A 13043-nucleotide genomic window follows, 5' to 3' on the forward strand; every position below is an offset into this window, starting at 1 on the left:
TCCCTTTTAATAACAACTATCTATGCGTATGCAGCAAGTTAGTAATGCGTAGCTGAATAAGTGCAATGGTGGTGCTTGTATGGAGCATGGGCACAGTTCATGTTGCTATGACAATATAGATTTAAAAGAAGGGGGATCGCCAAGCCATTGCGCTTTCCTGTTGCTTTAATCTTACAAACGCACTTAAACGCCTTAATGCAGGCTCATTCAGGCGTTTTTTTGTTACAGGTATTTGTTCTATGGTGCATTCTTCGGTGCAAAGATCCGACGCATTATTGGACAGAAGTTTGTCAGTTATAGTACTAAATTAGGATATAACGAATTAGCTGATGTATGGAAAAGTAACGCCTTACTAAGTTGCAGCTAACCACCACCGTACTCAAGCAAAGCCATCGTAATCACCGAACTAAACCAAACCAAAAATGCCGAACGTTAGCTGTCGACTTGAGTAATTTGTTATGTGTTACTTTTCGGTTTCTGCCGTTTGGAGTTAGACCAATTGAGCTCTGAATTTACTGGGCAATCAGCCTGATGGTACGAGTAGAGCCAAGGGGAAATGGAAGGCAAATTTAGCTCCAAGCCTAGCTGTTCTGGTGTTAATACTTTAGTAGTTAGAGACTTAACTTTCGGATTATTCTTCTGAGCTTCTACATTTTTAACAAGTTTAAAGTCCATAGTTAAGAAACAATAACAACCATTTCTTTCTGCGGTGACAATATGCCAAATATCTTGTGAATTTTTCTTTCCTAGGACACGAATAAGATCACGATAAAGAGGGTCAGATTTTGATGCTAACCTCTTTTTCCTTTGCTCTTCTAGGCTCCTTGAATGTGTGCTAATAGCAAAAGTATAATCAGGATCATGGATAATACGCATGTCTACTCCCTTAAACAGCGAATAATCAAACATTCCGTAACCTTGGAACCTACCCATTAGCTGCGTCCACTGTTCATCTTTTAGCTCATCAGAAAGACACAGTTCAAGTACCCCTCTTTTTGCCAAATCGATAATACTTGGTAAGAATTTAATTGAAGCGTACTCCCTCCCTTTAAAACCCCTTTTATGGACAGGAATCCTAGAAAGGTGACCTGTTTCTATCTCGGTATTTCCCCACTTTTTTACTCCATTAGATATCCATGCAGTTTCGTGTGTTACTCCATGAAACAAAACTGTGTTATCCACTAAAAGAGAAGTTACTTCTCGTTGGCGTATGTTTTGCTCTATACATCGATTTTTTGCCTCGATGTACTTATCTATGAATTTAGGCAATAGTTGATACTGAAGTTTTTTCTTTAAGTTCAATATACTTCCCTCAAAACTTAGTCTGAACACATAACATTCTTAATAACAGGCCCGCTTGTTTTTATGCTAGCCTAAATTTCATTCAGGCTAGCATAAACCATTGAAATACAATGTATATGCATCACGTTTTGCACTTTGTCTATACATAAAAACGAGCGTGCGTGTTATTTCTTTTTAACAATGCTCGTTATCTTAGATGATAAAAACGATAACCCCCCCTAATTAACAATGTCTTATGAAAGTACTTACCGACAAAACGAGACTAAGCGCTCGACAAAACAAGCCATTTTCATACATTGTAGTCAGATAAACCCAATAAACGGTACAAATAGTCAGGTCATAAGGTTGGCATAGCTATTCCTACACATTAGAAAAACTTACTTCAATTGGTCATTGTAAAATGTGTAGAGCAAATAACCTAAACGCTTTTGGGGCATAAATGAGTTTACCAACACTCTCTGATTACAAATAAAAAGTACAAACTTCAAACCTAAGATGCATAAAAAATAAGCTCAATGTCCCCGTTCAGTATTAGCACCACCAAAGAACAATGCCTTGCAGTAGCGTTACTTAGTTATTTCTGTAATAACGATACAAAGAGTAGCTATACCATGAGCTATAGAGGGGAAAACAGTGCCAAATCCAATGTGGAAATGGCACTGTCGTAATGCGCGTAGTTTGGGGGCGTGCAGTTATTTTTTACTTAGAGATGATTAACGCTCTAATAGCCACTTCAAGATGTCAATCTTTTCAGATTTAGTCGATTTTTCATACCAGTAAGCCATCATTTCAGCTGGTTTTGAATCGCTAGCAAAAGCTGTTGTCACTTGCTCTCTGTTTTCAAATGCCCAGCTAGTAAAGGCTTTTTGTTGTTCTGCAGTAGCTTCGGTGTACCAATACTGCACCATTTCTTGTGCTTTTGATGTTGTTGCTACAGGTTCAGCTTTAACTGTCGGAGCTTGCATTTGTTGCGGCGCTTTTCCTGCTGTGAGTTTTGCTGTCTGGTGGATTGCATTAATGTACGCAGCAGGAATTGAAAATTGGGTTTTCATGGTGTTATTACTTGATGCCAACACAAAATCTAAACCTTCAGTGGATGCCTTGGTAATGTCTTGATCACTAATAGGGAAGGTAAAGAATTGAGTTGCGGTGCAGTGCTCGTTACAACTGGATGCTGATTGTTGAGTTCGTTGTAGTGATAACTGTTGTCCGTTGTAGCTAACAGATTTGTATTCATCGTAGCTTTGAAAGTAACTCACATCCATTTGTACAAAAGAGGATAGGTTCGACTTTTCATTTAGCGGATAAACATCCACAACCTGCAAAGAGGATTTAAGAATAGTAGGGCCATTGATAGCCTTTGCTTCAGGCTTATATTCTTTACCTATGACTTTTACATGGTTCAATTGTGTGTCAATACTGGCAATCGAGTTGCTGAAGTCGCTGGATGAATCTAGTGCTGTACACGCACCTAGAGCTAAGGGGATTAACGCAACAATCCAAGTTTTATTTTTATACAGCATCATAAATTCTCTTGTTTAACTGAATGAAAGTAACTAACTACTGGTTTTTTGTGAGCTCTCTCTATGACTGTTTAAGTGACCATTAATCAGAGGGCTACATGTATGCTCAATTTATTTCTGACACCCTTATATAAAGGGGGATAAAAGATTTTTTATAAAGTGTTTAGCCTCTTCCTTGGCATAAATAAAAAACGCTGACTTTAAGCCAGCGTTTTGATTTTATGTCAGTTACTGAGCCTTAATATAGGGCTAGCCTTCAGAAATGAGACTTAGAAGCCGTATTCAAGACCGAAGCGAGTAACGATATCTGTGTCTTTTTCTGCAGTGAAGTCAGAGCGAGCTGCAACACGTACGTATGGTACGAAGCCGTTAATTACGCCCATAACCTGAACAGATGCGATGCTGTTTGCATCATCTTGTGTTACGCCATCTTTTTCAGAATCAAAGTTAGCTGCGTAGCCTGCTTTGATACCTAGTGGGCCATTCCACCATTGACCGATTACAGAGATAGAGTCTTGAGTTTGCTTGCCGTTTGCTGCACTTTCACTATCAACTTCTTCATACTTATAGGCAGCTGCAATACCAAAACCTGCTGGTAGGCCTGCTTCAAAACCAACTAGATATGCAAAAGTGTCATCTTTATACCCAGGAGTTCCTGGTTTAACTTCCACTTGATCGTTAGGATCAAGACCAATTGAAGGTCCTGTTGCAGCTGTTACACGAGTACCTGCTTCTGCTGCCGCCATTAAAGTAATAGTACTGAAGTTATACTTTGCATTACCGCTGTAGAAGTAAGCATCACGAGTTGCATTACCGCCACCATTGTTATCATCATCACGACCAACAGACGCTGCAAAAGTGAAACCGCCGTAGTTTGCAGAATCAAAACGAACTTGGTTCGATTGACGATCGTAGTGACCGCTGATGCCGCCCCAATCAAATGTTGCACCTAGACCTGGGTTAGAGAAAGGCCAGTCAACGATTTCATATAAAGGAGTAAGAACTCGACCCACACGAAGGTTACCCCAGTCGCCTGAAGCACCAAGGAAAGTATCACGGAAACCTAGAACACCACCTGAAACGCCGCCGTGTCCCCAGTCTGTGTTATCTACATAACCAGATTCGATTTGCATTGTGACTAGGAAGTTATCGAACATGTCTTTAGAAGCACGGAAGCCGATACGTGATTCGTTTTCTACCGCAAAACCAGCGCTAGCATCTCTGTTATCACCAACGTTGTAGTTAACGATAGAGATTGCAGCAACACCGTATGCTTGAACGTTGAAATCAGAAATTACACCTACTTGGCTAGATTCATCAGCTAAAGCTGAACCTGATGCTAGAAGGCCTGTTAATGCAATAGCGATAGCTGTTTTATTGCATACTTTCATTTGAAACTCCTTGTATGGATACAGTTTTTAATCGTTTCTTAACCACTTTATTATTTGGGGGTAGAGGTTATAGAAACATCTAATATTGAACAGTTTGTAAACCCACGTCTTTCTTATGTTGTTTGTTGTTTATCAGTTTGTTCTGATGGGGTTATCTTCGGTTCTGTAGCTTTAAAGTTCAATATAAACTTAATTTACATCTCGAAAAATGGGATGGAGTGCACTCTTTGTGCAAAAATGAGTTTTAGATCACTTTTTAAAATTGAACTTTTATTTGTTTTTAAAGATTTGGCTTTTTTATTTGTAAGTTATTGATTTTATTGGGGTGGTGTTTTTGGCTTTTATGTTTAATTAGCTTTTATTAAAAAACCTCTAGTAGCTTAAACCAGTGAATTTATCGATATTAGTCTCGTTAAAGTTGCTTTATAGGTTAAAAAATGTGACTTAATTCTCATTGAAAAATAAACTAAGGCGAAAAATTGAAGGTTTGATTATGTTTCTTATTTGTAGCGAAAACTGCTGTGTGAGTGGATTCAATCGCAGGGCAAGGGTTTTTACTTGTGAGTATGTCTATGGGGACTTTTTGCCAGTCAAAGAGCGCATAACAATAAGTGACTCTATTGTGAAAATTTCCAGTGCAAGTGAGTTCGAGGAGAGTTTTGTAGGGTAGGAATAATAGATTAACGTGATCTTAATCACTATTTGGTTTTATTTTATCTAATAGAAACGCAATGCATATAAAATTGATTTGATATAGATCTCGTGCGCTAGTGCTTAGTACGTCATATTCTGTGAAATACGTCACTTTTAAATTAATTTTCAAATTATCTCTTTTATTTATTTTTCTCTTAAGTCTTTGTTTAATCTGAATTAAATAACTTATTAGTTTTTTATGATTATTCTGATGTGATACTAGTCTCAATGCAATTGCTGTCATTTTTATTTGTTGGATAACTCCCTCACAATTTCCCCTAAGTTATGGAGAACAAGGGGCTGTTTGATGGTGTTCATGCTGCAAACAGTCGCCTTAATAAACGACATAGTTTTGCTTTGCTCTTAGAAGGAAGGTTAAGCAAAAAACTGTACAACCTAAGCCAAGTATTTGAGTGGTGAACTTGAATGTTGTGCTTGGGAAACCAACAAATAATGAAAAAATATAGGTATAACTATGAAAAAAATCATCGGATTAAGTACGTTGGCATTAGTGATTTCATCCCCAGCATTTGCCTCGTCATATGTGACTGGCAACATTCAATTTCATGACGACGGCCGTATTCATGGCTCAAAATCGACTTCAACACTAGAGGCTGGTCATACTTTCGACAATAGCTTGGGTGGTTTAACGCTATATACCGAGTTTGACGGTATACAGCTAGGAGATATTGTTACAGAAAATGGTGGAGCTGGTAACACGACACCGGCAATAACCTTAGGTGGTGAGCAATCATTTAATATTACCGATCACTTGTGGGTTGCAGCCGGTTATCAACATTTGATGTCTGCGGGAGAGTCTATTCAATACCGTCCTTTAATTAAAATTGGCTACAACTTTGATAATGGACTTTCTATTAGCAACCGTACGCGTGCGCACATTGATGCCACAGATTTAGATGCTGATACCGATTACCGCATGGATAACCGCATCGCTTATGACTTCGCGGATATGGATCTGGCTCTAAGCTATAACAACGTTTATATGATTGAAGCAGAAACTATGGATCACGAGATCCGTGCGACGTGGACACGTAAAGGGGTTCAACCTTATTTCGAGTTCCGTAGCCAAGCAAATGGGCTTGAAAATGCAGCGGGAAGCAGCTTAGTGAATAACGCCTTCGTCTTTGGTGCATCTTACGGTTTCTAATGGCGTATTCATTGTAACGAGCGCAAATGGCTCGAAGCAAGAGTAAGTACTAACATAGTGCCGGACTCACAATAGACATGTGTAGTCCGGCTTTTTATGCTTAAAATTCAGCGCAAATCTCGTAAGAGGTGAATTTACGCATATTGATCACTCCAGTATCAAAGTACAAGTATTGCCCCTTGATACCTAACAGCACGCCACCAAGCTCAGGTGTTTTATCAAAATTTAAAGAGGTAATTTTGGTCGGGTATTGAGTAACGGGGTAATCAATCTCTACCACCTCAGCATTTAGCTTTTCAATCGCATCTTCACCAAAACGTAATTGAAGCTCGGAGAGTTTATCTTCAATTAATGGGACCAACTCATTTGCCTTTTGCTGTAAATCGATAGGTTGCGCTTTACCTTTTAGCATGTTGCGCCAGTTGGTTTTATCCGAAATGAATTCTGCTAACGCAATTTCAACTAACCCAGATTGTAGACGCGAACTGACTTTAAAAAGAGGCAGTGCTTGGTTAGCACCTTGGTCAATCCAGCGGGTCGGGATTTGTGTATGACGAGTGATACCTACTTTTATTGCTGTGGTATTAGCCAAATAGACATAATGAGGTACAAAGCAGTTCTCTTCCCCCCATTGCGGTTCACGGCAAGTACCATTATCAAAATGGCAGGTTTCTGGCTTCATTATGCACATATCGCATTTGGCAAGCTTCGTCATACATGGATAACAAAAACCTTGTGAATAACTTTTCTTTGTCTTCTTACCACATTCTTGGCAATGAATATGACCAGTATGTTTGAGGATCAGTTTTTGCCCAATAAGGGGCATAAGATCTAACTGCTGATCATCTAATGGTAAACGATAGCTAACTTGCCCATTTTCTAGGGAAGACGTCATTTTTCGGATATGACCTAAAAGTTGAGTCATTCTTTGTGAGTTCCTTTTGTATCCAGTTTATTGCACGTTTCCCTCTAGTATACCGAGTTAATTTTTACTGTAGCGAGAAAGTTTTTATAAAATGTAGGCTGCGGTGAGTTATTGAATTGATTGAATATTAATCGAAACGAATGTAAATCATCGCTGTATTTCTGTGATCTATATCACATAAATACAGCGAATAGTGTCTAGTGTCATAATATTGAAATATTTACATTGTAACGCGGCGCAATGTGAACGATATTAGGGGTGGTTGTTAAATACTTATTAAAAAAAGGAAAGCCTATGCACCATAACACTACAATGATCGAACACTCTGAATTTGGCCTAATTGGTCGTATCGCTCTATTTTCTCTAGCTTCTCTAGTGGGTATTGTTAGCTTCGTTATGTAATAACGGTTGAATGAGAATGAGATTCTCATGGCTTAACTCACTTTAAATGCTCACTTCATTACTATTGAATGCATTTAATGTTGTTCGCTTCTGCGAAAATGTCATTAATCTAAAGGTCTTTACCTAGATCCAGTCCCTTTCCGTTGTACATTTGCACTTCGGTGCTAAAATAGCGGCAAATTACACGCTTATTCAAGCGACTGGACTGTTAAAGGTAAATTCAATGACGGTAAAAACTCGTTTTGCCCCAAGCCCGACTGGCTATCTACACGTAGGTGGTGCGCGTACAGCACTGTATTCTTGGCTTTTTGCTAAAAACCAAGGTGGTCAATTTGTACTGCGTATCGAAGATACTGACCTAGAGCGCAACTCACAAGAAGCGGTAGACGCAATTCTTGAAGGGATGAAGTGGATGGGGTTAGATTGGGATGAAGGTCCATATTACCAATCTAAACGTTTTGACCGTTACAACGAATGTATTGATGTATTGCTCGCAGAAGACAAAGCATACAAATGTTACGCTTCTAAAGAACTGCTTGAAGAAATTCGTGAAGAGCAAGAAGCGAACAAAGAAATGCCTCGTTACGATGCTAATCACCCTAAAATTGTTGCTGCAAACGCGGCCGCAAAAGAAGGCGATGATTACGTAGTACGTTTTCGCAACCCTAAAGAGGGTAGCGTAATTTTTGATGACCAAATCCGTGGTCATATCGAAATTAGCAACAGCCAACTTGATGACCTTATCATTCGTCGTACTGACGGCGCACCAACTTACAACTTTGTGGTTGTGGTTGATGACTGGGATATGGGCATTACTCAAGTGGTTCGTGGTGAAGACCATATCAACAACACCCCTCGTCAAATCAACATTTACAAAGCACTAGGCGCACCAGTACCTACTTTTGCTCACTGTGCAATGATTTTGGGTGATGATGGCGCAAAACTGTCTAAACGTCATGGCGCTGTATCAGTGATGCAATATCGCGACGAAGGTTACTTGCCAAATGCTCTAAATAACTACTTAGTACGTCTAGGTTGGTCTCATGGCGACCAAGAAATCTTCTCTGAAGAAGAAATGATAAAACTATTTAGCCTAGACGCCGTTTCTAAGTCTGCATCAGCTTTTAACACTGACAAATTGTTGTGGCTAAACAACCATTACATCAAGACTTCTGAGCCTGAATATGTAGCGAAATACCTACAATGGCACTTAGATCAACAAAACCTAAACACGGACAATGGTCCTGCAATCACTGACGTTATTCAGCTGGTAGGTGAGCGTTGTCATACATTGGTTGAACTGGCTCAGCAAATTCGCTACTTCTACGAAGACTTTAGTGAGTTTGAAGCAGGCGCAGCGAAGAAACACCTTCGCGGCGTAGCAAGAGGCCCACTTGAGCTAGCACTAGCAAAAGTAGAAGCACTGGCTGATTGGTCTACTGAGTCAATTAAAGAGGGCGTTATTGCAGCCGTTTGTGAAGAGCTTGAAATTGGCATGGGTAAAATCGGTATGCCACTTCGCGTTGCGGTAACTGGCGGCGGTCAATCTCCATCTGTTGATGCAGTAATGGCATTGATTGGCAAAGAGCGCGTTATCGCTCGCATTAAGCTGGCTCTAGAGTTTATTACAGCTCGTGAAGCAAACGCTTAACGCTCAGTTCATCACTTTGCAATTTAAATGATTTATAAACCGTTAACCTTGCCGTTAGCGGTTTTTTTATTTGAACAAGATCTCGTTTTTCAAACTTGAACATCAATTTTGATGATTACCGTTGATTTTGCCGAACATGCCCCCATTGTATTGCTACGAGATATTCCTATTACAGGACTCTATCTACAATAATTGAAGAGGGTTTAGGCTCATCTCTCGACAGGGCAAGCCTATGTCGGTAGAATGTCGCGTCAATTTATTACTCTGAGGTCAATTGGAGATGTCTTAAATAAGGTATCGCTAATTGATTCGTTGTTACCTGATTAGCTTAATTATGTAACAGCGGCACTCTTTTTGTATTTAGGTGCCTCTTTGGGGCACACACTAGGATGTTGTCACCTGTATTAAAACGGTGACGCTATGCTCAGGAAACTGAGCTTTTGTTGAGGTTTATAAAATAATGCAAGCTACTGTTGAAACTCTAGAAGGTCTTGAGCGCCGTCTAACTATCACTGTTCCTGCTGCTAACATTGAAGATGCAGTGACAGCTGAACTACGTAACATCGCTAAAAATCGTCGTTTCGACGGTTTCCGTAAAGGCAAAGTGCCTTTGAAAATGGTAGCGAAAATGTACGGTAACGCGGTACGTAACGACGTTATGGGTGAAGTGATGCAGCGTCACTACATCGAAACTATCGTTAAAGAAAAGATCAACCCAGCAGGTGCACCAACTTTCGCACCAGTAGACACTACTGCGGGTCAAGATCTTGTATTTACTGCAACTCTAGAAGTTTTCCCTGAGATCGAACTTAAAGGTCTTGAAAACATCGCTGTTGAGAAAGCAGTAGTTGAAGTTAAAGATGCAGACGTAGACAACATGATTGAAACTCTACGTAAGCAACAAGCGACTTGGACTGAAGTTGATTCAGCAGTTGAAGAAGGTTCTCGCGCAACTATCGACTTCGTTGGTTCTATCGACGGTGAAGAATTTGAAGGCGGTAAAGCTGAAAACTTCCCTCTAGAAATGGGCCAAGGTCGCATGATCCCTGGTTTCGAAGACGGTATCGCTGGTAAAACAGCGGGTATGGAATTTGAAATCGACGTAGCTTTCCCAGAAGACTACCACGCTGAAAACCTAAAAGGTAAAGAAGCTAAGTTCGCAATCAAAGTGAACAAAGTTGAAGCGCGTGAACTTCCTGAGCTAACTGACGAGTTCGTTGCTAAATTCGGCGTAGTTGAGGGCGGCATCGACGCACTTAAAGCTGAAGTTCGTAAGAACATGGAACGTGAACTTAAGCAAGCGCTTAAGAGCCGCATCAAAGAGCAAGCTATTGACGGTCTAGCTAAAGAGAACGACATCACTGTTCCTGCAGCACTTATCGAGCAAGAAATTGGCGTTCTTCGTCAACAAGCTGCTCAACGTTTCGGTGGCAACACTGACGCTGCTGACCAACTACCTCGTGAGTTGTTCGAAGAGCAAGCTCGCAAACGTGTAGTTGTTGGTCTTCTACTTGGTGAAGTTATCAAATCAGAAGAGCTAAAAGCTGACGATGAGAAAGTGAAAGCACTTATCACTGAAATGGCTACAGCATACGAAGATCCTTCAGAAGTTATCGCTTACTACGAAAGCAATGAAGAAATGATGAACAACATGCGCAACGTTGCTCTAGAAGAGCAAGCTATCGACGCTATCATCGCTAAAGCTCAAGTGACTGAGAAAGAAGAGTCATTTGATGCAATTATGAACCAACAACCAGCTTAATGGTGTTTGGTCTGCGTAGAGGGTTGACTTTTTAGTCACTCTTCTACTAATAATGGTCCGTATGAGATAATCATTCGGGCCATTTGTTTTTAGGGATAGGGATATAACACTATGAGCTACCAAGAAAAAAATGTAATGTCGCCAATTATGGATGCACTAGTACCTATGGTAGTAGAGCAATCATCACGAGGTGAGCGTTCTTACGATATCTATTCTCGCTTGCTGAAGGAGCGAATCATCTTCTTGACTGGACAAGTTGAAGATCACATGGCCAACCTTGTAGTGGCCCAATTGTTGTTCCTAGAATCAGAGAATCCAGAAAAAGATATTTTCCTATACATCAACTCTCCGGGCGGTAGCGTGACTGCGGGCATGTCAATTTATGACACTATGCAGTACATCAAGCCAAACGTAAGTACAGTATGTATGGGACAAGCATGTTCTATGGGCGCGTTCCTATTGGCTGGCGGCGCTAAAGGTAAGCGTTTTGCGCTACCAAGCTCTCGTGTCATGATTCACCAACCATTAGGTGGATTCCAAGGACAAGCGTCTGATATTCAAATTCATGCTCAAGAGATTTTGACTATCAAGAAAAAGCTAAACACACTTCTTTCTGAACATACTGGTCAGCCAATGGAAGTGATTGAGCGTGATACCGATCGTGATAACTTTATGTCTGCTGAACAGTCTGTTGCATATGGCTTGGTAGATTCAGTGTTGTCTCGCGACAATTAAGTCGTCGGTTGAAGATTTTTTGATGTAAACTTTAGTGGATAAATTAAAGTTTAAAGCTAAGAGGTTAGCGAATGACAGATAAAAGCAAAGAGAGTGGCAAGCTTTTGTACTGCTCTTTCTGCGGTAAAAGTCAGCATGAAGTTCGCAAATTGATCGCGGGCCCGTCCGTCTACATCTGTGACGAGTGTGTTGATCTTTGTAACGATATTATTCGTGAAGAGATCAAAGAGGCGCTTCCGAAGAAAGAGTCTGAGGATTTGCCGACCCCACGAGATATTCGTGAACACCTTGACGAATACGTAATTGGTCAAGAATTTGCGAAAAAAGTGCTTTCCGTAGCAGTATATAACCACTACAAACGTCTGCGTAACGGCGATAAAACCGCTGATGGCGTTGAACTTGGTAAGAGTAATATTTTACTTATTGGTCCTACGGGCAGTGGTAAAACATTACTAGCTGAAACGCTGGCTCGTCTTCTAGACGTACCGTTTACCATGGCAGATGCAACCACATTAACTGAAGCCGGTTACGTGGGTGAAGATGTTGAAAACATTATCCAAAAACTTCTGCAAAAATGTGATTACGACGTAGCGAAAGCTGAGCGCGGTATTGTTTACATCGATGAGATTGACAAGATCTCTCGTAAAGCAGAAAACCCATCAATTACTCGTGATGTTTCTGGTGAAGGTGTGCAGCAAGCACTACTTAAACTGGTTGAAGGTACAATTGCTTCTGTTCCTCCGCAAGGTGGTCGTAAGCACCCTCAACAAGAGTTCTTACAAGTTGATACTTCTAAGATCCTATTTATCTGTGGCGGTGCGTTTGCCGGCCTAGATAAAGTGATCGAACAACGAGTAGAAACTGGCTCTGGTATTGGTTTTGGCGCTGAAATTCACGCTAAAGACGAACAGAAGAGCGTCAGTGAAATGTTTAAACAGGTTGAGCCTGAGGATCTAGTCAAATATGGCTTAATTCCTGAGTTTATCGGTCGTCTTCCTGTGACAACTACATTGACTGAACTTGATGAAGCCGCATTAATTCAGATTCTTAGCCAGCCTAAGAATGCACTGACTAAGCAGTACGCTGCTTTGTTTGATCTGGAAGATGTAGAGCTAGAGTTCCGCGAAGATGCACTTAAAGCAATTGCTAAACGTGCAATGGAGCGTAAAACAGGTGCTCGTGGTTTACGTTCTATCCTTGAGAATGTACTCCTTGAAACCATGTATGAACTGCCTTCAAAAACAGATGTCAGCAAAGTGGTTATTGATGAGTCTGTTATCAATGGCGAGTCTGAACCACTGATGATTTATGAAGGTGGTGACAATCAGGCTGCGATTGCTGAATCATAATCGTTAACTCGATATAACAAAAAGCGAGCTTTGCTCGCTTTTTTTGTTTCTGATGATCTAAGCTAACTAATCAAACCCAGTGTTGATAGCCATCACTTAATGGTTTTTTGTGTTTACTTTTAATTAAATACAGTAAAACGAA

9 protein-coding genes are annotated in these 13043 nt (G+C 40.5%); 5 read left to right on the top strand and 4 right to left on the bottom strand.

Annotated features, from left to right (window positions below):
* Positions 1-456: 456 nt before the first annotated feature.
* The 3 genes from OCU38_RS03370 to OCU38_RS03380 form a co-directional block, all read right to left on the bottom strand.
* Complete coding sequence (locus OCU38_RS03370) at positions 457-1302, bottom strand: hypothetical protein (RefSeq protein WP_261823736.1); 846 nt, start codon at positions 1300-1302, stop codon at positions 457-459.
* Between the two features lie 713 nt (positions 1303-2015).
* Positions 2016-2828 (bottom strand): DUF2057 domain-containing protein, encoded by an 813-nt coding sequence (locus tag OCU38_RS03375; RefSeq protein ID WP_261823737.1) that lies wholly within the window; start codon positions 2826-2828, stop codon positions 2016-2018.
* A 266-nt stretch (positions 2829-3094) separates the two neighbouring features.
* Positions 3095-4216, bottom strand: a complete 1122-nt coding sequence (locus OCU38_RS03380; RefSeq protein WP_261823738.1) for a porin — start codon at positions 4214-4216, stop codon at positions 3095-3097.
* A gap of 1168 nt (positions 4217-5384) precedes the next feature.
* On the opposite strand from OCU38_RS03380, the gene OCU38_RS03385 reads away from it, so the two are divergent.
* Entirely contained in the window at positions 5385-6077 is a 693-nt protein-coding gene (locus OCU38_RS03385) for an oligogalacturonate-specific porin KdgM family protein (protein WP_261823739.1), read from the top strand.
* Positions 6078-6177: 100 nt separating this feature from the next.
* Here the strand turns inward: OCU38_RS03385 and OCU38_RS03390 are convergent, their stop codons facing one another.
* On the bottom strand, positions 6178-7002 hold the full coding sequence (locus tag OCU38_RS03390) for a DUF2797 domain-containing protein (RefSeq protein WP_261823740.1): 825 nt from the start codon (positions 7000-7002) through the stop codon (positions 6178-6180).
* Positions 7003-7627: 625 nt separating this feature from the next.
* Here OCU38_RS03390 and gltX point away from each other — a divergent pair.
* The 4 genes from gltX (at position 7628) to clpX (ending at position 12901) form a co-directional block, all read left to right on the top strand.
* Positions 7628-9055: a glutamate--tRNA ligase gene (gltX, locus tag OCU38_RS03395; RefSeq protein WP_261823741.1), complete on the top strand. Its 1428-nt coding sequence runs from the start codon at positions 7628-7630 to the stop codon at positions 9053-9055.
* A gap of 460 nt (positions 9056-9515) precedes the next feature.
* Positions 9516-10817, top strand: a complete 1302-nt coding sequence (gene tig / locus OCU38_RS03400; protein ID WP_261823742.1) for a trigger factor — start codon at positions 9516-9518, stop codon at positions 10815-10817.
* A 111-nt stretch (positions 10818-10928) separates the two neighbouring features.
* A complete protein-coding gene (clpP, locus tag OCU38_RS03405; RefSeq protein ID WP_261823743.1) occupies positions 10929-11552 on the top strand; it encodes an ATP-dependent Clp endopeptidase proteolytic subunit ClpP in 624 nt (207 codons plus the stop codon).
* A gap of 71 nt (positions 11553-11623) precedes the next feature.
* Positions 11624-12901 carry an ATP-dependent protease ATP-binding subunit ClpX gene (clpX, locus tag OCU38_RS03410; RefSeq protein WP_261823744.1) on the top strand — a complete coding sequence of 426 codons (1278 nt, stop codon included), beginning with the start codon at positions 11624-11626 and terminating at the stop codon, positions 12899-12901.
* Positions 12902-13043 lie beyond the last annotated feature (142 nt).

It is taken from the genome of Vibrio neonatus, assembly GCF_024346975.1.
Classification (GTDB): Bacteria; Pseudomonadota; Gammaproteobacteria; order Enterobacterales; family Vibrionaceae; genus Vibrio; species Vibrio neonatus.